Source organism: Sphaerisporangium rufum, from assembly GCF_016863395.1.
GTDB lineage: Bacteria > Actinomycetota > Actinomycetes > Streptosporangiales > Streptosporangiaceae > Sphaerisporangium > Sphaerisporangium rufum.
In genome coordinates this window covers 69106-91152 of record NZ_BOOU01000036.1, presented here as the reverse complement: position 1 = coordinate 91152, position 22047 = coordinate 69106, and the positions used below count along the sequence as shown (strand labels likewise).

At 73.1% G+C, this 22047-nt stretch carries 21 protein-coding genes; 10 read left to right on the top strand and 11 right to left on the bottom strand.

Going from position 1 to position 22047, the window contains the following annotated elements; translation table 11 throughout:
* Positions 1-12 precede the first annotated feature (12 nt).
* Together Sru01_RS12510 and Sru01_RS12505 are read left to right on the top strand one after the other, a co-directional pair.
* On the top strand, positions 13-2556 hold the full coding sequence (locus Sru01_RS12510) for an ATP-dependent Clp protease ATP-binding subunit (RefSeq protein WP_203984442.1): 2544 nt from the start codon (positions 13-15) through the stop codon (positions 2554-2556).
* 371 nt (positions 2557-2927) lie between these two features.
* Entirely contained in the window at positions 2928-3872 is a 945-nt protein-coding gene (locus Sru01_RS12505) for a sugar phosphate isomerase/epimerase family protein (RefSeq protein WP_203984441.1), read from the top strand.
* Between the two features lie 51 nt (positions 3873-3923).
* Here Sru01_RS12505 and Sru01_RS12500 read toward each other — a convergent pair whose 3' ends face one another.
* Complete coding sequence (locus Sru01_RS12500; protein WP_275412159.1) at positions 3924-4817, bottom strand: HhH-GPD family protein; 894 nt, start codon at positions 4815-4817, stop codon at positions 3924-3926.
* Positions 4818-5031: 214 nt separating this feature from the next.
* On the opposite strand from Sru01_RS12500, the gene Sru01_RS12495 reads away from it, so the two are divergent.
* Positions 5032-5685, top strand: coding sequence for a hypothetical protein (locus Sru01_RS12495; protein ID WP_203984440.1), 654 nt, complete (start codon positions 5032-5034; stop codon positions 5683-5685).
* 27 nt (positions 5686-5712) lie between these two features.
* On the opposite strand, the gene disA is transcribed toward Sru01_RS12495, so the two are convergent.
* The 5 genes from disA to Sru01_RS12470 form a co-directional block, all read right to left on the bottom strand.
* Positions 5713-6801, bottom strand: a complete 1089-nt coding sequence (disA, locus tag Sru01_RS12490) for a DNA integrity scanning diadenylate cyclase DisA (RefSeq protein WP_203984439.1) — start codon at positions 6799-6801, stop codon at positions 5713-5715.
* 67 nt (positions 6802-6868) lie between these two features.
* Positions 6869-8302, bottom strand: a complete 1434-nt coding sequence (gene radA, locus Sru01_RS12485; RefSeq protein ID WP_203984438.1) for a DNA repair protein RadA — start codon at positions 8300-8302, stop codon at positions 6869-6871.
* 104 nt (positions 8303-8406) lie between these two features.
* Positions 8407-8721 carry a thioredoxin gene (gene trxA / locus Sru01_RS12480; RefSeq protein ID WP_203984437.1) on the bottom strand — a complete coding sequence of 105 codons (315 nt, stop codon included), beginning with the start codon at positions 8719-8721 and terminating at the stop codon, positions 8407-8409.
* Positions 8718-9098, bottom strand: a complete 381-nt coding sequence (locus tag Sru01_RS12475) for a MerR family transcriptional regulator (RefSeq protein ID WP_203984435.1) — start codon at positions 9096-9098, stop codon at positions 8718-8720. The genes trxA and Sru01_RS12475 overlap by 4 nt, the downstream gene beginning before the upstream one ends.
* Positions 9099-9172: 74 nt before the next feature.
* Positions 9173-9871: a class I SAM-dependent methyltransferase gene (locus Sru01_RS12470; RefSeq protein ID WP_203984434.1), complete on the bottom strand. Its 699-nt coding sequence runs from the start codon at positions 9869-9871 to the stop codon at positions 9173-9175.
* Between the two features lie 119 nt (positions 9872-9990).
* Between Sru01_RS12470 and Sru01_RS12465 the strand changes: the two genes are divergently transcribed.
* The 6 genes from Sru01_RS12465 (at position 9991) to Sru01_RS12440 (ending at position 16082) form a co-directional block, all read left to right on the top strand.
* Entirely contained in the window at positions 9991-10806 is an 816-nt protein-coding gene (locus Sru01_RS12465; protein ID WP_239137357.1) for a sugar phosphate isomerase/epimerase family protein, read from the top strand.
* Between the two features lie 13 nt (positions 10807-10819).
* Positions 10820-11437, top strand: a complete 618-nt coding sequence (locus Sru01_RS12460) for a TetR/AcrR family transcriptional regulator (RefSeq protein WP_203984433.1) — start codon at positions 10820-10822, stop codon at positions 11435-11437.
* A 162-nt stretch (positions 11438-11599) separates the two neighbouring features.
* A complete protein-coding gene (locus Sru01_RS12455; protein ID WP_239137356.1) occupies positions 11600-13759 on the top strand; it encodes a (Fe-S)-binding protein in 2160 nt (719 codons plus the stop codon).
* Positions 13760-13834: 75 nt separating this feature from the next.
* Positions 13835-14656 carry a hypothetical protein gene (locus Sru01_RS12450; RefSeq protein WP_203984431.1) on the top strand — a complete coding sequence of 274 codons (822 nt, stop codon included), beginning with the start codon at positions 13835-13837 and terminating at the stop codon, positions 14654-14656.
* Positions 14653-15750, top strand: a complete 1098-nt coding sequence (locus Sru01_RS12445) for a glycosyltransferase (RefSeq protein WP_203984425.1) — start codon at positions 14653-14655, stop codon at positions 15748-15750. The genes Sru01_RS12450 and Sru01_RS12445 overlap by 4 nt, the downstream gene beginning before the upstream one ends.
* 50 nt (positions 15751-15800) lie before the next feature.
* Complete coding sequence (locus Sru01_RS12440; RefSeq protein ID WP_203984424.1) at positions 15801-16082, top strand: metal-sensitive transcriptional regulator; 282 nt, start codon at positions 15801-15803, stop codon at positions 16080-16082.
* 117 nt (positions 16083-16199) lie between these two features.
* Here the strand turns inward: Sru01_RS12440 and Sru01_RS12435 are convergent, their stop codons facing one another.
* The 3 genes from Sru01_RS12435 to Sru01_RS12425 form a co-directional block, all read right to left on the bottom strand.
* Complete coding sequence (locus Sru01_RS12435; protein ID WP_203984423.1) at positions 16200-16361, bottom strand: hypothetical protein; 162 nt, start codon at positions 16359-16361, stop codon at positions 16200-16202.
* Positions 16362-16592: 231 nt separating this feature from the next.
* Positions 16593-17945: a hypothetical protein gene (locus Sru01_RS12430; protein WP_203984422.1), complete on the bottom strand. Its 1353-nt coding sequence runs from the start codon at positions 17943-17945 to the stop codon at positions 16593-16595.
* A gap of 54 nt (positions 17946-17999) precedes the next feature.
* Entirely contained in the window at positions 18000-18545 is a 546-nt protein-coding gene (locus tag Sru01_RS12425; RefSeq protein WP_239137355.1) for a gamma carbonic anhydrase family protein, read from the bottom strand.
* Positions 18546-18701: 156 nt separating this feature from the next.
* On the opposite strand from Sru01_RS12425, the gene Sru01_RS12420 reads away from it, so the two are divergent.
* Entirely contained in the window at positions 18702-20189 is a 1488-nt protein-coding gene (locus Sru01_RS12420; RefSeq protein ID WP_203984418.1) for a hypothetical protein, read from the top strand.
* Positions 20190-20514: 325 nt separating this feature from the next.
* On the opposite strand, the gene Sru01_RS12415 is transcribed toward Sru01_RS12420, so the two are convergent.
* Together Sru01_RS12415 and Sru01_RS12410 are read right to left on the bottom strand one after the other, a co-directional pair.
* Entirely contained in the window at positions 20515-20739 is a 225-nt protein-coding gene (locus Sru01_RS12415; protein WP_203984417.1) for a hypothetical protein, read from the bottom strand.
* A 114-nt stretch (positions 20740-20853) separates the two neighbouring features.
* Positions 20854-21603 (bottom strand): GntR family transcriptional regulator, encoded by a 750-nt coding sequence (locus Sru01_RS12410; protein ID WP_203984416.1) that lies wholly within the window; start codon positions 21601-21603, stop codon positions 20854-20856.
* Positions 21604-22047 lie beyond the last annotated feature (444 nt).

Below are 22047 nucleotides of genomic sequence, written 5' to 3'. Positions count from 1 at the left end.
AGGAGCGACGACATGTTCGAGAGGTTCACTGACCGCGCACGGCGGGTTGTCGTCCTGGCCCAGGAAGAGGCCAGGATGCTCAACCACAACTACATCGGCACTGAGCACATTCTTCTTGGCTTGATCCATGAGGGAGAGGGCGTTGCCGCGAAGGCTCTGGAGAGCCTGGGCATCAGTCTTGAGGGTGTGCGCCAGCAGGTCGAGGAGATCATCGGCCAGGGGCAGTCGGCGCCGTCGGGGCACATTCCCTTCACCCCGCGCGCCAAGAAGGTCCTTGAGCTGTCGCTCCGCGAAGCCTTGCAACTGGGTCACAACTACATCGGCACCGAGCACATCCTCCTTGGTCTCATCCGTGAGGGCGAGGGGGTCGCCGCCCAGGTGCTGGTGAAGCTTGGCGCCGACCTGAACCGGGTCAGGCAGCAGGTCATCCAGTTGCTCCACGGCTACCAGGGCAAGGAGCCGGCCGCGGCCGGCGGTCCGCAGGAGTCCGCTCCCTCGACGTCCCTCGTGCTCGACCAGTTCGGCCGCAACCTGACCCAGGCCGCCCGCGAGGGCAAGCTGGACCCGGTCATCGGCCGCGACAAGGAGATCGAGCGGGTCATGCAGGTCCTGTCCCGCAGGACCAAGAACAACCCCGTCCTGGTCGGCGAGCCCGGCGTCGGCAAGACCGCCGTCGTCGAGGGCCTGTCCCAGAAGATCGTCAAGGGCGAGGTGCCCGAGACGCTGAAGGACAAGCAGCTCTACACCCTCGACCTCGGCGCGCTGGTCGCCGGTTCCCGCTACCGCGGTGACTTCGAGGAGCGCCTGAAGAAGGTGCTCAAGGAGATCCGCACCCGCGGCGACATCATCCTGTTCATCGACGAGCTGCACACGCTGGTCGGTGCGGGCGCCGCCGAGGGCGCGATCGACGCCGCCAGCATCCTCAAGCCGATGCTGGCCCGGGGCGAGCTGCAGACCATCGGCGCCACCACCCTGGACGAGTACCGCAAGCACCTGGAGAAGGACGCGGCGCTGGAGCGCCGGTTCCAGCCGATCCAGGTGGCCGAGCCGTCGCTCAGCCACACGATCGAGATCCTCAAGGGGCTGCGCGACCGTTACGAGGCGCACCACCGGGTCACCATCACCGACGGCGCCCTGGTGGCCGCCGCCCAGCTGGCCGACCGCTACATCAGCGACCGGTTCCTGCCGGACAAGGCGATCGACCTGATCGACGAGGCGGGCTCGCGCATGCGCATCCGCCGGATGACCGCGCCGCCGGACCTGCGGGAGTTCGACGAGAAGATCGCGCAGGTGCGCCGGGACAAGGAGTCCGCGATCGACGCGCAGGACTTCGAGAAGGCGGCGGCCCTCCGCGACCAGGAGAAGCAGCTCCAGCTCAAGCGCGACCGGCGCGAGAAGGAGTGGAAGGCCGGCGACATGGACGTCGTGGCCGAGGTCACCGAGGAGCTCATCGCCGAGGTCCTCGCGACGGCCACCGGCATCCCGGTCTTCAAGCTGACCGAGGAGGAGTCCCAGCGCCTGCTGCGCATGGAGGACGAGCTCCACAAGCGGATCATCGGCCAGGACGACGCCATCAAGGGCCTGTCCCGGGCGATCCGCCGTACCCGCGCCGGCCTGAAGGACCCGCGCCGGCCCGGTGGCTCGTTCATCTTCGCCGGCCCGTCCGGCGTCGGTAAGACCGAGCTGTCCAGGGCGCTGGCCGAGTTCCTGTTCGGCGACGAGGACGCCCTCATCTCGCTGGACATGTCGGAGTTCATGGAGAAGCACACCGTCTCCCGGCTGTTCGGCTCCCCGCCCGGCTACGTCGGGTACGAGGAGGGCGGCCAGCTCACCGAGAAGGTCCGGCGCAAGCCGTTCTCCGTGGTGCTGTTCGACGAGATCGAGAAGGCCCACCCGGACATCTTCAACTCGCTGCTGCAGATCCTGGAGGACGGCCGGCTGACCGACGCCCAGGGCCGGGTGGTGGACTTCAAGAACACCGTCATCATCATGACCACCAACCTCGGCACCCGGGACATCTCCAAGGGCATCGGGGTCGGGTTCGCCAAGTCCAACGACGTCGAGGGCAACTACGACCGGATGAAGGCGAAGGTGCAGGAGGAGCTCAAGCAGCACTTCCGGCCGGAGTTCCTCAACCGCGTCGACGACATCGTGGTCTTCCACCAGCTGACCCCGGTCGAGATCATCCAGATCGTCGACCTGATGCTGGCCCAGGTGGACGCCCGGCTGAAGGACCGCGACATGGCGCTGGAGCTGACCGACGAGGCCAAGAAGGTGCTGGCCGACCGCGGTTACGACCCGGTGCTCGGTGCCCGGCCGCTGCGCCGCACCATCCAGCGCGAGCTGGAGGACATGCTGTCGGAGAAGATCCTCTACGGTGACCTGCGCCCCGGCCAGGTGGTGAAGGTCGCGATCGAGGGCGAGGGCGACACCGCCAAGTTCACCTTCGTCGGTGAGCAGAAGTCGCCGCACGACATCCCCGACTCGGCGGCGGCCATCACCGAGGCGGCGGGCGCGTCCGCCGGTCCGGCCGACCGCGGCCGGGCGGCCTCGTAACGATCACGTCGCGAAAGCGACCCCGCAAGGCCCCCCGTGAGGCATCTCACGGGGGGCCTTCGGTATCTCTGCGATCACATCCGGCCGATTCGCTATGACACCACCGAAGGTAGTACTACACTCCGTAGAGCGAGGCGGTTCACGCTTCGCCGAGTGACGCACAAGTACAACGAGTACGACGGGCACCGCCCGGGATCCTCCCGCCGGTGTAGCGAGATGTCGGCCGCCGAGATGACGCGGACACCGCCGCCCGCCCGGAAGACTCGTGCGGGCCCGGCCGATGCCGGGCTGGAACCGGTCCTGCGCCGCACGCGGCCACGACGGGACCGGCAAGCGATGAGGTCTGAGACTTCGCCTGGGGAGGCACCCATATGCGGCTGTGTCACGAGGACGGCACGCTCGTCCACCTGTCCTACAACACGGGCGTCCACCCCGCGGAGGATCTGGAGAACCTGATCGCCCATCTCACCCGGTACGCCGTCCCGGTGCGCCGCAGGCTCGGGGTGGACCGGCTCGGGATCGGCCTTTGGCTGGCCCCCGCGGTGGCCGACCACCTCATCGCCGACCGCATCGAGCTGGTCCGGCTGCGCCGTTCCCTGGAGGAACGGGGCCTGGAGGTCGTCAGCCTCAACGGTGCCGGCGGGCGCGGCATGGGGCAGGACAGCCCCGGCCCCGACTGGGCCAAGCCGGAGCGCTACCGCTACACCATGTCGCTGGCGAAGATCCTCGCCTACCTGCTGCCGGACGACGTGCACAACGGCAGCGTCTCCACCATCCCGATCGGCTGGCGGCGCGACTGGCCGGCCGACCTGCACGCGATCGCGTCCCGCCGGCTGGACCGGCTCTCCCGCGAGCTGCGCGGCCTGCACAGCGTCACCGGCAAGACGATCAGGGTCGGCTTCCAGCCGTGGCCCGGCTGCGTGCTGGAGACCACCGAGCAGGCGGTGGAGCGGGTGTGCGGCATCGATTCGGAGTATCTCGGCGTCTGCCTGGACGCCTGCCACCTGACCTGCGGGGTCGAGGAGCCCGGGCCGGCGCTGCGCCGGGTGGCCGCCGCCGGCGCCTCGGTGGTCAAGCTGGGCCACGTGCACAACCACTCCGGCGAGGCCCCGGCCACCGAGTCGATCCTCACCGACACCCTCGCCGCGATCCTGTCCGGCCCGCCGATCGGCGGGGCCCTCATCGAGGTCGAGGCGCACGGCCTGGCCGCCCCGGCCAAGGGCAAGGGCCCGGCCGCCCTGGTCGCCACCCTGGCCGACGAGCTGGACTGGACCCGCCGCAACCTCACCGCCCTGGGCCTCAAGCTCGCCGCCTGATCCGAGTTCCCGACCTCACCCGATCACGGACCTGCGCGATGCCGGCCCGGGTCAGCCGGGCAGCCGGTAGGTGCCGTCCGCCAGCGCCTCGGCGAGGCCGTCGGCGACCAGCCCGTCCAGGGCGCGCTCGCGCTGCGTGGCGTCGGCCCAGACGGCGTCCAGGGCGGCCTTGGGCACCGCGCCGGGCGCGTCGCGCAGCACGGCCAGCAGCCGGCCTCGGCACTGCCGATCGGTGCCCGCGTAGGCCTGCCCGCGCCGCTCCGGGCCGTCGTAGGCCGGTTGCCCGGCCAGCCGCCAGGCGCAGCCGGCCGCGATCGGGCATCCGGCGCACCGGGGGGTGCGGGCGGTGCAGACCAGCGCGCCCAGCTCCATCACCGCCACCGCCCACCGGGGCGCGTCCACCGGCGGGATGAGCGACTCGGCGAGCCTGCGCTCGATCGCGGTGGTGGCCTTCGGCGGGAACTCCTCGCCGCGCACGGCCCTGGCCAGCACCCGGCGCACGTTGGTGTCGAGTACGGCGTGCCGTGCGCCGAAGGCGAAGCTCGCCACGGCGGCGGCCGTGTACTCGCCGACGCCGGGCAGCGCGCGCAGCTCGTCGTGGCCCGCCGGTACCCGCCCGCCGTGCTCGGCGGTGATCGCCCGGGCGCAGGCGTGCAGGTTCAGCGCCCGGCGCGGGTAGCCCAGCCGCCCCCAGTGGCGCACCGCCTCGCCGGGCGGTTCGGCGGCCAGCGCGGCGGGGGTGGGCCAGCGGGCCATCCAGTCGCGCCAGACCGGCAGCACCCGGGCGACCGGGGTCTGCTGCAGCATGATCTCGCTGACCAGGATGCCCCACGGCCCGGCGTCCGGAGCCCGCCAGGGCAGGTCGCGGGCGTTGGCCGCGTACCAGTCGAGGATGGGGGTGTGCAGCCCGGTGCCCGCCGTCCCGGGACGGTGTTCGGTCGCCACGTCCTGGAGCCTATCGGCGGCCGCCGCCCGGCCCGCACCGGAACCGGCGGACGACCGGCCGCCCGGCGCGCGGGTGGCCCGGCCACGGTCACGGTCACGGCCAAAGCCAAGGCCGGGTGATGCGTTGGTGAATGCCAGGTACGTTCCGGTGGCCGGGATCGCCTGCTCGGCGGGTCGGCACGCTCGCAGTATCGCGACTCTCCATACTGTACGTATGGATCCGGACACGTTCCGTGGTGATGTCGGAGTAGAGGGCCCGGACGTCTACTGGCGGCGCCGGGTGTCGGTGCTCACCGGCGCCCTGGTCGTGGTCGCCGTGGTCGCGTGGGCCTGCACGAGCGCGTCCGGCTCGCGGGACCGGCCGCGTCCGGAGACCTCCCGGAGCCCGCACGCCTCGCCGAGCGCCGGTCCGGCGCGCCCGCCCGCGCCGTCCGGGCGCCCGCCGGTCCCCGGCGCCGCGGCGCCCGGCGTCCCGCCGTCCGGCGCCTGTGCCGACGCCGACCTGGTGCTGAGCCTGCACCGCGACGCGAAGATCCACCCGGCCCGCGCCGGCTCCGGTTTCCTGCTCACCGTCGTCAACGTCGGCCGCGCCGAGTGCGCGGTCGACGTAGGACCGCGCGCGGTGGAGGTGCGGATCACCTCCGGCGACGACCGGGTGTGGTCGACGGCGGACTGCCTGAGCGGCGACGGCACCCGGGTGCGCCGGCTGCGGCGCGGCGTGCCCTACGTGCAGCAGATCGACTGGGACCGCCGCCGGTCCGCGCCCGACTGCCGGGCCGCCCGGCCCCGCGCCCGGGCGGGCACCTACGTGGCCAGGGCGCGCCTGGGCGGGCTGGCGAGCCCCGAGGTGGTCTTCCACCTGCGGTGAGCCGGCCGGCGCGCCGCTGCGGCCGGCTCAGACGTAGCGTTCGAGGATGGAGGCCTCGGCCAGCCGGGACAGGCCCTCGCGCACGCTGCGCGCCCGCGACTCGCCGACGCCGCCCACCGACTGCAGGTCGTCGGTGCTGGCGGCCAGCAGCTTCTGCAGGCCGCCGAAGTGGTCGACCAGCCGGTCCACCACGCTGGCGGGCAGCCGGGGCACCTTGGCGAGCAGCCGGAAGCCGCGCGGGCTCACCGGCGTCTCCAGGGACTCCGAGCCGTCGTGCCCGAGGACGTGCGCGACCGCGGTCAGGTCGAGCAGGTCGGCCGCGGACAGCCCGCCCAGCTCGGCGAGCGCCTCGCCGCGCCGGCGGGCCCGGCGGCCGGCCTCGGCCGGCAGGTAGTCGCGCATGATCAGGTCGCGGTCCTCCTCGACCCCGCCCACCAGCTCGGTGAGCTGCAGCGACAGCAGGCGCCCGTCGGTGCCGAGCTCCGCGACGTATCCCTCGATCTCGCCGGAGATGCGGCGCACCATCTCCAGCCGCTGCACCACCACCGCGACGTCCCGAACGGTGACCAGATCCTCGATCTCCAGGGCGGACAGCGTGCCGGACACCTCGTCCAGCCGCATCTTGTACCGCTCCAGGGTGGCCAGCGCCTGGTTGGCCTTGGACAGGATGGCCGCCGACTCCTCCATGACGTACCGCACGCCGTCCAGGTAGAGGGCGATGATCCGCATGGACTTGCTGATCGAGATGACCGGGAAGCCGGTCTGCAGGGCCACCCGCTGGGCGGTGCGGTGCCGGGTGCCGGACTCGTTGGTGGGGATCGACGAGTCGGGCACCAGATGCACCGCGGCCCGGACGATCTTGTGCGCCGCGAGGTCGACCACGATGGCCCCGTCCATCTTGGCGAGCTCGCGCAGCCGGGTGGCGGAGAACTCGACGTCGAGCTGGAAGCCGCCGGTGCAGACCTCGCGCACCGTGCCGTTGTAGCCGAGCACGATCAGCGCGCCGGTGTGGCCGCGCAGGATGCGCTCCAGCCCGTCCCGCAGCTCGGTTCCGGGGGCGAGCGTGGCAAGGGTGGCCCGTCGCCGCTCGTCGATCCCCTTCGTGTTGTTCGCCACATGGCCCCCGGTGGTCGCAGACGGCTCCAGTTTACCGGCGACCGGCCGCCCCGGGCCGGAGGAGCGGTCAGGTGACGTGGGTGAGGGCGTCCCAGACGTTCTCCGCCTCGGTGACCTCGAAGCCGCGGGAGAAGGCGGTGGTGCGCAGCGGCGGTCGCTCCACCGGCACCGGCTGCCGGCCGGCCGCCCCGGCGGCGCCCGGCGGCGGGCCGGCGCCCTCCTCCAGCGAGCCGGCGGGCACCAGGGCGTGGGTGAAGCCGAGCCGGGCGGCCTCGGCGACCCGGCGGCGCACGTCGCGCACCGGGCGCAGCTCGCCGGCCAGGCCGACCTCGCCGAGCACGACCAGCCCCGGCGGCAGCGGGCGGTCGCCGGCCGCGCTGGCCACGGCGAGCATGACGGCGAGATCGACCGCCGGGTCGGCCAGCCGGATGCCGCCGACGGTGGCGGTGAAGACGTCGCAGCCGCTCAGCCGGGCGTTCAGCCGGCGCTCCAGCACCGCGAGGATCATGGTGACCCGGAACGGGTCGAGCCCGGAGGACGACCGGCGGGGCTGCTGGGCCTCGGTCGGCCCGACCAGCGCCTGCACCTCGGCCGGGATGGGCCGGGTGCCCTCCACCGTGACGGTGACGCAGGTGCCGGAGACCGGCTCCGAGCGCCGGGACACGAACAGGCCGCTCGGGTCGGACAGCCCGTGGATGCCGCGCTCGTTGAGGTCGAAGCAGCCCACCTCGTCGGTCGGCCCGAAGCGGTTCTTGACGCAGCGGACCATGCGCAGCCGCGAGTGGCGGTCGCCCTCGAAGTGCAGCACCACGTCGACCAGGTGCTCCATGGTGCGCGGGCCGGCGATCGTGCCGTCCTTGGTCACGTGGCCGACCAGGACGGTGGAGATGCCGCGCTCCTTGGCCAGCCGGACGAGGTTGCCGGTGACCTCGCGCACCTGGGTGACCCCGCCGGGCACCCCGGTGCCCTGCGCGGAGCCGATGGTCTGCACCGAGTCGACCACCAGCAACCGCGGCTGGACCTTCTCCACATGGCTCACCAGGGCCGACAGCTCGGTCTCCGCCGCCAGGTACAGCTCGTCCTGGACGGCTCCGATGCGGTCGGCGCGCAGCCGCACCTGGGAGGCGGACTCCTCGCCGGTGATGTAGAGCACCGTCTCGTACCGGGCCATGCTGGCGGCGGCCTCCAGCAGCAGGGTGGACTTGCCGATGCCGGGCTCGCCGGCCAGCAGCACCACCGCGCCGGGCACCAGCCCGCCGCCGAGCACCCGGTCCAGCTCGCCCACCCCGGTGGTGCGGGCCCGGGCGATCTCCGCCTTCACCTGGGCGATGGGCAGCGCCGGCGCGCTGACCGCGCCGCCCTGGACGACGTGCACCCCGGCGCGGGCGCCCTCCTCGTCGACCGTGCCCCATGCCTGGCACTCGCCGCAGCGGCCGACCCACTTGGCGGTGCGCCAGCCGCACTCGGCGCAGCGGTAACCGGCCTTCTGCGTCTTGGTCATGGCGGCACGCTATCGGCCGGCGCCGACAAACGCGGTGCGACGAACGCGGCATCGGCGAACGCGGCATCGGCGAACGCGGCATCGGCGAACGCGGTGCGCCGCCGTCAGAACCCGCCGTCCAGTTCGGCCAGCAGCAGCCGCTTGGGCTTGGCGCCGATGATCTGGCGCACCACCTCGCCGTCGCGGTACAGGTTCAGGGTCGGAAAGCCCATCACCCCGTAGCGGGCGGCGATCTCCGGGTGGTCCTCGGCGTTGAGCTTGGCGACGGTGAGCCGGTCGGCGTACTCGCCGGCGATCTCCTCCAGCACCGGCGCCACCATCCGGCAGGGCGGGCACCACTCGGTCCAGAAGTCGACCAGCACGGGCTTGTCGCTCCGCAGCACCACGTCGGCGAAGTTCTCCGCGGTCAGCGTGATCATCGGGGGTCCTCTCTCGTCAACGTGCATCCCGGGCACGCCTCGGCCAGCTGTGCGGCCACCTCGGCGCGCCGGTCGAGCAGGGCGCGGATCTGCTCGTCGATCTCCCCGAGCTTGCGGCGGTAGACCGCCACCGACTCCGGGCACGACCCGCCCGTCTCGTGCCCGGCGCGCAGGCACTCCACGAACGGCCGGGCGTCGCGCAGGGTGAACCCCACGGTGACCAGCGATCTGATCTCGGTGACCAGCCGGAGGTCGGCCTCGTCGTACTCCCGGTACCCGTTGGCCGAGCGCCGGGACGAGATCAGGCCCTGCTGCTCGTAGTAGCGCACCGCCCGGGTGCTCACCCCTGCCAGCCTGGCCAGCTCTCCGATCCGCATCCGGCCTCCTCCTCCAGACGCACGGTAGATGTTGACGTCAACGTCAAGGTCAAGCGCCGGCATCCCGCGGCGGGTCAGAACTCGCGCCAGCGCAGCACGTTGGGGTAGGCGATCTCCAGGCCCGGTGTCGCGGCGATGGCCTCCTCGGCGACGGCGGGCGCGAACTCGATGCGCAGCACCGAGGCGAGGTCCGCTCGGGAGTCGAACACCATGCGCAGGTCGAGATCGCGGCGCCGCCAGCCCTGGCGCGACCAGAACGCCTCGACCGCGGCGGCCGAGTAGCCGGGCACCGTACGGGTGAACCACCCGCCGAACGGCCCGCGGGCGGCGTCGATGTCGATGACGAAGGCGGCGCCGCCCCGCCGCACCACCCGGGACAGCTCGCGCAGCCCGGGCTCGCAGCCGGGCCCGAAGAAGTACGCCCACCGGGCGATCGCCACGTCGACCGAGGAGTCCGGCACCGGCAGCGCCTGGGCGGCGGCGGTGCGGACCTCGACGGCGGGCAGGCCGCGGCAGCGTTCGGCCGCGAGCCGGGCCAGGCCCGGGTGCGGCTCCACGCCCAGGACGCGGGCCGCCTCGGCGGCGTAGGCGGGGAGGTGGAATCCGGTGCCGCAGCCGATGTCCAGCAGGAAGGCGCCCGTCCACGGGCGGATCTCGCGGATGGCGGCGTCCGCGGCGCCGTCCGGGTCGACCGCGCGGTTCTCCACCTCGTAGGTGCGGGGCGAGTTCCAGATGTTCGGGCTCGGGATGGCCCCGTCGACGATCCGCGGCATGGGACACACGCTAGACCAGCGCGGACGGCGCCCGGCGCCGCGGAACCCGGCGGCGGAACTCGGCGGTGGGCGGGGCAGCGCCGCGCCACCAGGACGCGACCCGGCTTAGGCTGGCAGTTGTGACCGACGTCATCCGAGTCCCGAACGCCAAGATCGCGTTGTCCACCGCGTCGGTGTATCCGGAGCGCACTCCGGACGCCTTCGAGCTGGCCGCGCGGCTGGGCTACGACGGCGTCGAGGTGATGGTGGGCGCCGACCCGGTCAGCCAGGACATCGACGTGCTGGAGCGGCTGGTCGACCACTACCAGCTCCCGGTGCTGGCCGTGCACGCCCCCTGCCTCCTCGTCACCCAGCGGGTGTGGGGCCGCGACCCCTGGGCCAAGCTGGTCCGCGCGCGCAAGGCGGCCGAGCGGCTCGGCGCCGAGACCGTCGTGGTGCACCCGCCGTTCCGCTGGCAGCGCGACTACGCCCGCGACTTCGAGATCGGCCTGGCCCGGATGCGGGACGAGACCGATGTGATCTTCGCGGTGGAGAACATGTTCCCGCTGCGGGCCCGCGGTACCGAGGTGGTGCCGTACTCCCCGGGCTGGGATCCGGTGGACCAGGACTACCCGCAGGTCACCCTGGACCTGTCGCACACCGCGGTGTCGGGGTCGGACGCGCTGGAGATGGCGGAGAAGCTCGGTGACCGGCTGGCGCACCTGCACCTGGCCGACGGCGTGGGCACCACCAACAAGGACGAGCACCTGGTGCCCGGCCGGGGCAACCAACCGTGCGCGCGCATGCTGGAGCGGCTGGCCTCCACCGGGTACGGCGGGCTGATCGTGCTGGAGGTCAACACCCGCAAGGCCGCCGGGCGCACCGAGCGGATCGACGACCTGGCCGAAGGCCTGGCGTTCGCGCGCCTGCACTTCGCCGCCTCCTCCACGACGTGATCGAATCGACTCCATGACCGACCAGAGCGCGCCGGCCGGGCGGCGGCGCCCGGGGCGCCGTCCCGGCTCCGCCGACACCCGGGGCGAGATCATCGCCGCGGCCCGCAAGATCTTCGCCGCGAAGGGCTTCGACAAGGCCACGGTCCGGGGCATCGCCCGCGAGGCCGGGGTGGATCCGGCTCTCGTGCACCACTATTTCGCCACCAAGGAGGGCATCTTCGTCGCCGCGTTGCGGTTGCCGGTGGATCCCGACCAGGCGATCCCGCTGATCCTGGCGGGGCCGCGGGAGGAGATCGGCCGGCGGCTGGTCCGCTTCCTGCTGACGATGACGGCCGACCCGGCGGCCCGCGAGTCGATCATCGCGGTGATGCGCAGCGCGATGACCAACGAGCAGTTCGGGGTGATGATCCGCGAGTTCCTCACCCGGGCGGTGCTGGACCGCGTGGTGGCGGGGCTCGGCATCCCGCCGGTGCGGATGGAGGTGGCGTTCGCCCAGATGTTCGGCGTGGTGCTGCTGCGCTACGTGCTGCGCCTGGAGCCGCTGGCCTCCGCGGACGTCGAGGAGCTGGTGGACCTGCTGGCACCGACGATCCAGCGTTACCTGGGCGAGGAGGGGGCGGCGCCGGCCTGATCGGCGGTCGCCGGTCCCGGTGCCGGCCGGTCGGCGGGTCGCGATACGGCAACGGGTGCGGGCAAGTATGTTACCGATGGGTAGTATTCGAGGCGGCCTCATCGCACCCGCGGATGACCGGCATGTCTACGCTGGCGGGCAACGCCGTAGTTTGGAGGACCCGTGCTCCTAGTAGCGATCATCGGGCTGTTGATGACCGCGGTGGCGCTCGCGCTCGCCGCCCGCCGCGTGTCGTGGCTCCACCGGCTGGCCACCAGCGGCCAGCCCGCCCCCGAACGCCTGGAGTACGCCAGGACGCACGCGGGCGCCGAGTTGAAGGCCCAGCTGGTCGAGGTGTTCGCCCAGAAGAAGCTGCTGAAGTGGACGCCCTCGGGCGTCGCGCACTTCGTGGTGTTCTGGGCGTTCGTCATCCTGGCGACGGTCTACCTGGAGGCGTACGGCGCGCTGATCCAGGGGGCGGTCACCGGGCGTCCCGACTTCCACATCCCGCTGGTCGGCACCTGGCCGGTGCTCGGCTTCCTCCAGGACTTCATCGCGCTGGCCTGCCTGGCCGGCCTGATCGCCTTCGCCGCCATCCGGGTCCGCAACTCGCCGAAGAAGCTGGGCCGCGACTCCCGGTTCTCCGGCTCGCACCTCGGCGGCGCCTGGCTGATCCTTTTCATGATCTTCAACGTCATCTGGACGCTGTTCCTGTTCCGCGGCGCGGCGATCAACACCGGCAACTTCCCCTACCGCACCGGCGCCTTCGGCTCGCAGGCCGCGGCCGCGCTGCTGCGCCCGCTCGGCACCTCGGCCAACGAGGTGCTGGAGCCGGTCGGGCTGCTGCTGCACATCGGCGTCATGCTGGTCTTCCTGGTGATCGTGGTGCACTCCAAGCACCTGCACATCTTCACCGCGCCGATGAACGTGCTGTTCTCCCGCCGGCCGGACGGTCTCGGCGCGGTGCCGGAGATGCGCAGCAACGGCAAGGTGCTCGACTTCGAGGAGGCCGATCCCGACACCGACGTGTTCGGCCGGGGCAAGGTGGAGGACACCTCCTGGAAGGGCTTCCTGGACTTCTACACCTGCACCGAGTGCGGCCGCTGCCAGTCGCAGTGCCCGGCGTGGAACACCGACAAGCCGCTGTCGCCCAAGATGCTCATCCTCGACCAGCGCGACCACGCCTTCGCCATCGCGCCCTACCTGATGGCGAGCGAGGAGGAGCGGGCCAAGCTGCCCGAGGACGTGCTGGCGCTGGCCGGCAAGCCGCTGGTGGGCGAGGACGGCGTCATCCACCCCGACGTGCTGTGGTCGTGCACCAACTGCGGCGCGTGCGTCGAGCAGTGCCCGGTCGACATCGAGCACATCGACCACATCATGGACATGCGCCGCTACCAGGTGATGATCGAGTCGAGCTTCCCGTCCGAGGCCGGCGTCATGCTGAAGAATCTGGAGAACAAGGGCAACCCGTGGGGCCTGCCGGAGATGAAGCGGGCCGAGTGGATCGAGGAACTGGCCTCCCGCGAGGTCGACCCGATCGAGGTCCAGGTCATCGAGGACAAGGCGCCGGACGACCTCGAATACCTCTTCTGGGTCGGCTGCGCCGGCGCGCTGGAGGACCGGGCCAAGCGCACCACCAAGGCGGTCGCCGAACTGCTGCACATCGCGGGCGTGAAGTTCGCGGTGCTCGGCCCGATGGAGGCCTGCAGCGGTGACCCGGCGCGCCGGCTGGGCATGGAGTTCCTGTTCAACATGCTCGCCCAGCAGAACATCGAGACGCTGAACGACGCGGGCGTCAAGAAGATCGTCGCCACCTGCCCGCACTGCTTCAACACCCTGGCCAACGAGTATCCGCAGCTCGGAGGCATGTTCGAGGTGGTGCACCACACCCAGCTGCTGGCCAGGCTGGTGGAGGAGGGGCGGCTCACCCCGATCACCCCGATCGAGGAGAAGATCACCTACCACGACCCGTGCTTCCTCGGCCGGCACAACAAGGTGTACGCGCAGCCGCGCGACATCATGGCCAAGGTGCCCGGCGTCCAAACCCAGGAGATGCACCGCTGCAAGGACCGCGGCTTCTGCTGCGGCGCCGGTGGCGCGCGGATGTGGATGGAGGAGCGCATCGGCAAGCGCATCAACACCGAGCGGGTGGACGAGGCGCTGACCACCGATCCGGACCGCGTCTCCACCGCCTGCCCGTTCTGTCTCGTCATGCTGGGTGACGCGATCAACGAGAAGAAGAACGGCGGCCAGGCCAAGGAGTCGCTGGAGGTCGTGGACGTGGCGCAGCTGCTGGTCACCTCGGTCAAGGGGCAGCCCGCGGAGGCCGGAAAGACTGCCTGAAAACCTTTCTCCACATATCAGCTAAATAACGGTAACCTCAACGTCGCGGGGCTCATTCGACGGGGAGGGGGCGCGGTGCGCGTCGTCGTTACCGATGCCGAGGTCACACTGGCCGATGTCCTCTCGCTCCGGCTGGCGATCGACGAGCCCTTGGGGGAGGGTTCCCGGCTGGTCCTGCGGCAGCGGGGCACCGGTACGGAGCGGGCGGTGGCGCTGGGCGGCCCGGGCGCGGAGGCGAGCGACGCCTCGATGGCGGTGTCGCTCGCGCCGCTCGGGCTGGGGCCCGGGCGCTGGGACGCCTACCTGCAACGGGACGGCCCGGAACGTTCCGCGGCGCGCACCCGGCTGCAGTGCGTGGACCCCGGCTTCTCGCTCGACCGGCTGGACGCCTACGCGCTGGGCCGGCGCACCCTCGCCTATCGGGCCTACCGCACGCTCAACGGCTTCCTGGCGGTGCGGGTGACCCAGGCCGCGCCGGCGGCCGACGTCCGCGCGGTGTGGTTCCGCGAGGGCCGGTTCGAGGTGACCGGGCTGCTCGCCTACACCGGCTTCGCCGACGACGACGCGCCCCGGCCGGCTCGGCTGGCGCTGTGCCGGCCGGCCGGGCCGGGCGGGCCGGAGGTGGCGGTCACCGCGGCGGCCACCGTGTCCGGGGTGCGGTTCCACGCCGCGCTGTCGCTGTGCGACGTGATCGACGCCGCCCCCGACTCAGAAGGGCTATGGGCCCCGTCGCTGCAGGTGGACGGCCTGGACACCCCTTTGCCGCTCGGCGCCCGCATCGACGACGTGGACGGCAAGCGGCGCCGGGTGCACTATCCCGACGCCGAGGTCGACGGCGTTCCGGTCCGCCCCTGCTACACCGCGGACGACGAGCTCCGCCTCGAGGTGGGCGGATGAAGATCTGCTTCCTGGTGGCGTCCGCGTACGGGATGCGGGGTGACACCCGGGCGGTGCTGAACCTGGCGGCGGAACTCGCCGCCCGGCACGAGGTGGAGGTCATCAGCGTCCGCCGGGTGCGCGAGACGCCGTTCTTCCCGGTGGATCCGCGCGTCTCGCTGCGCTGGCTGGTCGACGCCCGGCCGGACGCCCGCCATCTGCTGCCGCGCGGGCAGATGCGCACCGAGATGGCGCTGTGGCGCACGCTGCGCGGAATGCGCGCCGACGTGCTGGTCACCACCCGGGCCGGGCTCGGCGTGCAGGCGGCCCGGCACGTTCCACGCGAGACGCTGCGCATCGCCCGCGAGTGGTCCCGCCCGCAGGTGCCCGCGCCGGTGCGGCGCTTCTACCCCAAGATGGACGCGGTGTTCGCCGCCACCCCGAGCGCGGCCGACGACTTCACCCGGCTGCTGGCCGGGCCGGAGGCGCCGCCGGTGCGCGTCGTGCCGGACGCGCTGGCCCCCGAGCCGTGGCCGCGATCCCGGATGGACAACCGGATCGTCGCGGCCGGCGGGCGGTGGCTGCCGGGCCGGTCGTTCGACGTGCTGGTGCGGGCCTTCGCCGTCGCCGCCGACAAGCGCCCCGACTGGCGGCTGCGCCTGTACGGCGGCGGGCCGGAGGAGAAGCGGCTGCGCGCGCTGGTCGGCCGGCTCGACATGCACAACAACGTCTACTTCATGGGAACCACCTCCGACCTGCCGGGTGAGTTCGCCAAGGCGTCGATGGTGGCGGTGACCGGGCAGGGCGAGTCGCCAGGCATGGCGTTGCTGGAGGCGCTGGCCTGCGGAGTTCCGGTGGTGGGCTTCGACGGCCCGCGTGGCCCGGCCGAGTTCGTGACGCCGGGGCGCGACAGCGTGCTGGTGCCGCGCGGTGAGGACGAGGTGACGGCGTACGCCTCGGCGCTCCTCGGCCTGATCGACGACGAGCGGCGCCGGATGGTGCTGGCGGCCGGCGCGCTGCAGGCGGCCGCCGGGCACGCCGCCCCGGTCGTCGCGGGCCACTGGGAGGCGCTGATCGAGGAGCTTCGGGCCGGTCGCCGGGCGGAGCGGCGATGAGGTGCGCGATGCGATCCCCGGCTGATACCCCGAACAGGTATTCTGGCCGCATGCATGGGTACAGCGGCGACAAACAGGCCTACCTGACCCGCCTGCGGCGGATCGAAGGCCAGATCCGGGGCCTGCAGCGCATGGTGGAGGAAGACTCCTACTGCATCGATGTCCTCACCCAGGTGTCGGCGGCCACCCGGGCCCTGCAGGCGGTGGCTCTCGGCCTGCTGGAGGACCACATCGGCCACTGCGTGACCGACGCCATCAACGCCGGCGGCCCGGAGGCGGAGGAGAAGGTCAAGGAGGCCTCGGCGGCCATCGCGAGGCTAGTGCGGTCGTAGCGGATGTCCGGGTCGGCGCGGTCCGCCCGGACTAGTCCCGGCCGGACGGCGCACTCGTTCTCCACACAAAACCGTCCCGAACTCCGGGGGGAGTCCGGGACCGGTCTGCGAGTTCCTTCAGTGACTCACCGAAGTCCGTAGTCCGAGCGCGTTGTCGAGCTCATCCATGGTCAGCTGTCGCTCACTGGCGGCAACGGCGCTCAGCACCTCCGCGTAGAGCGCGATCTCGTCCAACGCGACACGGTCATGGACCCGCGAGTCCAGGTTGTCGTGCCCCACCGCGTCGTCCTTCCTTCCGCAGCCCACACCCTCTTCGAGGTTACGGGGGCGTCCCTTTGGGCGACATGGCCCATCGGGACCATTCGGCGCCCTCGGTCCTGTCCACCTGGAACCATTTCCCGGGATTGAAGATCACAATTCCGTCAAAAGCCCAGATAGGGGGGCGGGGAATGATATACGCGGAGTAAGTATGAAATAGCGGGAAATGACGTTTTGACCAGGGGCGGCGGCTCAGGAGTGACGGAGCGATTCCCCTGGTGACTCCGGGACGGCCGGTCGCGGATCGTCCCGCTCGTGCATCAGGCAGCTCACCGTGGCGGCGGACACCGGGAACCCGCGCGCCGGCGGCTCGACGCCGGCCAGCCGGCACCAGGCGAGCCCGGTGGCGTAGCCGGCGCCGAGCACCGCCGCCGCCGAGGCCCGGTCCGGCGGCCGGACCGGATCCGGCGGCTCCCCCTCGCGCGGCCAGCAGTCCCGTAGCGGATGCCCGGGCCGGGAGAGGGCCACGTAGTACGTCTGGCGCAGTTCGGCGTCCAGCCACGGGTACAGTCGCGCCGCGGCCTGCGGCGCCACGCCCGCCACGTCCGCGGCGAGCAGCGAGGCGGCCACCGCCCGCGGGTCGGCGCCGCGGCCGGCCAGATACGACAGCGCTTCCACCAGGTCGTACAGCGAGTGCCGGAAATGGTCGCCGGGCGAGGTCTCGAACAGCACCGCGCTTCTCAACCGGGCCGGGCAGCGCTCCAGCCATGCCTGGCGGATCGCGGCGGCGTCCCACGCCGGATGGTCCAGCCACGGGCGGGCCCGCAGCGGCTCGATCATGGAGATCAGCGCGTGCGCGCGCGGCGCGAAACGCGGGTCGGGCAGCAGCGCCCGGGCGGTGTCGGCGACCAGCCCGGCCAGCCGCAGCGCGGCCCCCTGCGCCCGGCGGCACAGCTGCTCGTGATACAGCGCCACCAGGGCGTCCAGCGAGGTCGGCGGCAGCCAGCGCACCCAGTCGTCCCCCGGCAGCGGCCGGGCCAGGAACTCGCCGAACATCGACAGCAGCACCTCGTTGCCGTCGAACGCCGGCGCGTAGGAGCACCACATGACGGTGCCCCACACCGCCGCCACCCCGGCGGTCACGTCGGAGTAGAACAGCTCCCGCAACGGCCCGACGACGAACGGGTGCTCCTCCTTCGCGGCGCGCTGCCGGTCCAGCAGCTCGCGGACCCCCTCGACGACGCTCTCCGGCACGTCCGGGCCGACGAACGCCTGCGTGGAGCCGCGCTCGCGGGCGAAGTCGGCCGCCGCCGGCAGCAACTCCTCGGGGATCACCGGCGCCGGATGGGCCGGCCGGGCCGCCGCTCGGACCTCCGGGGAGGCGGGCGGCGCGGACAGGTGCCACCGCCCGTCGGCCCGGTCGTGGCGGTACCAGCGGGCGTGCGCGCCGTACAACCAGCAGCCGCCGTCCGCGGTGGCCAGCAGGCGGGCCGCCATCGCCTGTACCTGGGTGCCGGCGGGCACCTCGGCCCACCGAGGATCGGTGACCATGGCACGGGTGTCCCCCTCGATCGCGTCGAACGGGTCCCACGGCACGGCCGCCATGCTACTGCGGGCGCCCGGCCCGCCCGCGGGCCCGCCGCGGCGGCCGCCCTCCCGTCAGCCGCCGGCCAGGGGACGCGCGGCGCGGTGGCGGGCCGCCTTGGCGACGTAGTTGTCCGGGGTGGCGGCGAAGACCGCCCGGTCGTCGTCGGTCAGCTCCCGGACGATCTTCCCGGGCACGCCGGCGACCAGCACTCCGGCCGGGATCCGCCGGCCCGGCGCCACCACGCAGCCGGCCGCGACCAGCGATCCGGCGCCGATCCGGGCGCCGTTCAGCACCACGGCACCGATGCCGACCAGCGCGCCGCCCTCCACGTGCGCGCCGTGCACGACCGCCCGGTGGCCGAGGCTCACCCGGGGCTCCAGCACCACCGGCAGCCCGGGATCGGCGTGCAGGCAGCACAGGTCCTGCACGTTGCACTCCTCGCCGACCTCGATCGCCTCGTCGTCGCCGCGCAGCACCGAGCCGTACCAGACGCTGGCCGCCCGGGCGAGCCGCACCCGTCCCACCACCACGGCGGACGGCGCCACGTACGCCTCGGGATGGATGGACGGGGCGCCGCTGTCCAGCGCGGCGAGGTAGGGGACGGCCGGCTCGCTCATACCCGCCATGATCGCACGGGTACGCCGGGCGGCCGGGAACGGAACCGGTCGGTGGTTCGGGTTGCGGACTTGGGCAGATGGCAGGAAAGTCGTGTCCTGACGTCTTGCCCCCAAAGCAGAACCCCCACTCGCATACCAGACCCCCAGGGCTCAGCCATGACGAACCAGCACGACAGCTTTCCCGACATGATGCACGAGGACCTCGGCTTCGAGGTCGTGATGCGGGGATACAGCCGCCGCCAGGTCCACGAGCACATGTCGCGCACCCGCAACCAGATCCGTGACCTGGAGGAACGGCTGGCGCGGGCCATCGACCAGGCCGAGCAGGGCCGTATCGAGCTCTCCGAGGCCCGGCGTCGCCTGGCCGAGGCCCCGCAGGACTACGACGAGCTCGGCGAGCGGCTGAGCGCCATCCTGAAGCTCGCCGACGAGGAGGCCCTGGCCAAGCGGCAGAGCGCGGAGGCCGAGGCGACCCGGCTGCGCGAGGAGGCCCGGGTGGAGTCCGAACGCATCCTGTCGGCGGCCCAGGAGGAGGCCGAGCGGCGGGTGCACGAGGCGACGGACGCCGCCGAGCGGCTGCTCGCCCAGGCCGGCGCGGACGCGGAGGAGACCCTGGGCACCGCGCGGGCGGAGGCCGACGAGACGTTGCGCGACGCCCGCGCCGAGGCCGACCGTGCTTTGACCACGGCCCGGCAGGAGGCGGAGGAGACGGTCGCCGCCGCCCGGGCCGAGGCGGATTCGACGCTGAAGGCCGCCCGGGCCGAGGCCGGTGACCTGCTGGCCACCGCCGAGCACCGCGCCACGTCGCTGGACGAGCACACCGGCCGCCGGGTGACCTTCCTGACCGACACGCACGCCGAGGTCATGCGGCGGCTCGGCGAGATGAGCTCGGTCCTGGGCGACCTGCTGGACCGCGAGGGGGTCGCCGGACCGCTGCCGGACGCTGCCGCCGCGCTGCCGCCGCGCCCGGAGTTCCCGCCGCTTCCGCCGTCCGGTGCGGGCCCGGCCGCCGGGGAGCTGGACTCGGTGCGGGTGGTGCTGGACGACGAGGGCGGGCCGGCGGATGGCGGGCCGCGCGGGTTGCCCGCCGCCGAGCCGCTGGACGCGCTGCCGCCGGCGGGCCGGGACGGTGGGCCCGGCGACCGCGCCGATGGCCCGGGCGGCTCCGGCGCGCCGGGCGCCCCGGTTCGCGGCGCCGCGGACTCCCCGGCGGACGGCACCGCCGGCCCGCGGGACGGCGCGCCGGACCGGGCCGAGGACGGGTACCCGGACGGTCCGGCCGGCGCCGGTCACCCGGGGCCGGCCGACCGGGTGGTGACCGCGCACGCCGAGGCGCCGCACGGCGAGGCGCATGGTGAGGCGCATGGCGAGGCGCACGGCGAGGCGGGCTCCGCCGGGCCGCAGGACGCACCGCGGGACCCGGTACCGGGCACCGGTCCGGATGCGGCGCAGGACACCGGTCAGGACACGGTGGAGGTGCGGCCCCGGGACGGCGCCTCGCTGGCCCACCTGCTCGGCACGCCGGCCGCGCCCGGCCCGCAGGACGACGAGCCGGTGGTGCGCGGCTTCTTCGACGACACCCGGGTGCGCTTCGGCGCGCCGCCCGAGCACCCCGGCGGCCCGGCCGGCACCGGGCACCGCTGACCCCGCGTCCTGGCGGGATCGCGGCGAGCGGGAGCGACCCGAGGTCCTGACCGCGGCGTCGTGACCGTGGCGTCGTGACCGTGGCGCCGCGACCGCGACGGGCCGCCGGACCAGGTCCGCGGTGCGACGGGCCGCCGGACCAGGGTCCGCCGCGCGCGCGACCGCCGGACCAGGGTCCGCCGCGCGCGCGACCGCCGGACCCAGGGTCCGTCGCGCGGGGCCGGCCGGTAGGGCACGCCGGCCGGCCGCCGCCGGGCGCCCGGCGGAAATCTCCGCCCCCGATCGGGTCAGAGATTTCCGCGCCGCCGCCGCCGGCCGGTCGCGATCAGCGGTCCGGTTCGGTCTCGGGCAGGCACGCGCGCTGCTCGAGCAGCCTTTCACGCAGCCCGTCCGGATCGTCGGCGTCGATCGTCATCGCGCAGCCCGCGTCCCGCTCGTGTTCGGTGAGCAGGCGGTGGCGGGTGGCCCACCAGCGCCCCGCGTCGCTGCGCCAGATGGTCCACTCGGGGAACTCCCGGGCGATTTCGGCGAGGTGCCGGTCGAACGACATCCCGTCCACCCTCCCCGGCCGGTTTGTACCTTTCACCCTCACGTTGCGGGACATCTCTAGAGAAATCAATGTTCGGGGTGGACAGGTCCACCTAACGTGCCGGGCGCGCGGTGCTCAGGCGTCGAAGTCGTACTGGAGGACGTAGGACGCGGCATCCATGATCATCTCGTTCAGCTCCACGGTCCGGCCGTCGGCGGTGTAGGCCGAGCGGCACACCAGGATCACCGGGTTGCCGGCGGGCAGGCCGAGCCGGGCCGCCTCCCGCGGGGAGGGCATCCGGGCGCGCACCTCCTCGGTGAAGTGCGCCGGGCCGTGCCCCAGCTCGCGCAGCCGGGCGTACACGCCGCCCGGCCCGGTGTCCGGCCGGGTGATCGGGGTGTCGGCCACCAGTTCGGCCGGGAAGTGCGAGGCCGCGAGCTGCACCGGCCGGCCGTCCACCGAGTAGCGGCGGCGGCGCACCCACACCTCTTCGCAGCCGAGCACCCGGGCCACCTCGGCGGACGCGGACTCGCGGGCGACGGTCAGCTCGTCGACGGTGTACGGGCGGCCGGTCGTGTCGGAGTCCCAGATGGCCCGGCCGCGGCCCCATTGCTCGCGCGACAGCCGCCGGGGACCGTGCCGGCGGATCGGGCGGAACCGCCGCACGTAGACTCCCGAGCCGCGCCGGGGCACCGCGAGCCCTTCGTTGATGAGCACGCCCAGCGCCTGCCGGGCCGTCGCCCGGGCGACGCCGTACTCCGCCATCAGGGCGTTCTCGCCCGGCAGGCGGTCGCCGTCGCGGAGGTCACCGGCCAGGATGGCCTGGCGCAGGCTCTCCGCGATGCGGCGATAGATCGGGGGTTCGGGCGGTACCGGGGACTCCATCACGCTCCATCACCCTCAGTCACCAACGCGATCCGCGTCTCCAGAGAACTTGCCCCACGTTGTCCACGATCGCACAGATACCAGGGTTGGTCCCGTGCTTCTTTTGTGCGAATCGTGCCCGTGTGGCGATCCCCGCGAGGTTTAGGGCCATCCGTTACGGTGGACCGGTCCCGTCCGCCGGGGCGGCGCCGCCCGCTCGATCGGACGGCGGCCGGAAGATGGGTGGCGACGACCCCTGGAGAACCCGGCAAATGGCGCTACTTGGGCATTTCATGGCTACCCGGCCCGCCGGACGGCCCGCCGTCCGCGCCCCGAAGGCCCGCCCGGCGGGCCGGGGCCGGTAGACCCGACCGGTGGGGCCGGGTAACAAGAAGCTGGCCTTGGGGAAAGGGACCGTCCGCCGGTCTCCGCAGCCGGAACCGGGCAGTGGTCGATGACGGAGCG

What these genes read in the sequence shown, in the direction of transcription:
- Sru01_RS12430 (WP_203984422.1), bottom strand. Translation starts at nt 17,945, where the DNA reads ATGGCGGCCGTGCCGTGGGACCCGTTCGACGCGATCGAGGGGGACACC.
- trxA (WP_203984437.1), bottom strand. Translation starts at nt 8,721, where the DNA reads ATGATCACGCTGACCGCGGAGAACTTCGCCGACGTGGTGCTGCGGAGC.
- Sru01_RS12470 (WP_203984434.1), bottom strand. Translation starts at nt 9,871, where the DNA reads ATGCCGCGGATCGTCGACGGGGCCATCCCGAGCCCGAACATCTGGAAC.
- Sru01_RS12415 (WP_203984417.1), bottom strand. Translation starts at nt 20,739, where the DNA reads ATGTCGTTCGACCGGCACCTCGCCGAAATCGCCCGGGAGTTCCCCGAG.
- Sru01_RS12445 (WP_203984425.1), top strand. Translation starts at nt 14,653, where the DNA reads ATGAAGATCTGCTTCCTGGTGGCGTCCGCGTACGGGATGCGGGGTGAC.
- Sru01_RS12475 (WP_203984435.1), bottom strand. Translation starts at nt 9,098, where the DNA reads ATGCGGATCGGAGAGCTGGCCAGGCTGGCAGGGGTGAGCACCCGGGCG.
- Sru01_RS12425 (WP_239137355.1), bottom strand. Translation starts at nt 18,545, where the DNA reads ATGAGCGAGCCGGCCGTCCCCTACCTCGCCGCGCTGGACAGCGGCGCC.
- radA (WP_203984438.1), bottom strand. Translation starts at nt 8,302, where the DNA reads ATGACCAAGACGCAGAAGGCCGGTTACCGCTGCGCCGAGTGCGGCTGG.
- Sru01_RS12410 (WP_203984416.1), bottom strand. Translation starts at nt 21,603, where the DNA reads ATGGAGTCCCCGGTACCGCCCGAACCCCCGATCTATCGCCGCATCGCG.
- Sru01_RS12420 (WP_203984418.1), top strand. Translation starts at nt 18,702, where the DNA reads ATGACGAACCAGCACGACAGCTTTCCCGACATGATGCACGAGGACCTC.
- Sru01_RS12440 (WP_203984424.1), top strand. Translation starts at nt 15,801, where the DNA reads ATGCATGGGTACAGCGGCGACAAACAGGCCTACCTGACCCGCCTGCGG.
- Sru01_RS12505 (WP_203984441.1), top strand. Translation starts at nt 2,928, where the DNA reads ATGCGGCTGTGTCACGAGGACGGCACGCTCGTCCACCTGTCCTACAAC.
- Sru01_RS12495 (WP_203984440.1), top strand. Translation starts at nt 5,032, where the DNA reads ATGGATCCGGACACGTTCCGTGGTGATGTCGGAGTAGAGGGCCCGGAC.
- Sru01_RS12460 (WP_203984433.1), top strand. Translation starts at nt 10,820, where the DNA reads ATGACCGACCAGAGCGCGCCGGCCGGGCGGCGGCGCCCGGGGCGCCGT.
- Sru01_RS12510 (WP_203984442.1), top strand. Translation starts at nt 13, where the DNA reads ATGTTCGAGAGGTTCACTGACCGCGCACGGCGGGTTGTCGTCCTGGCC.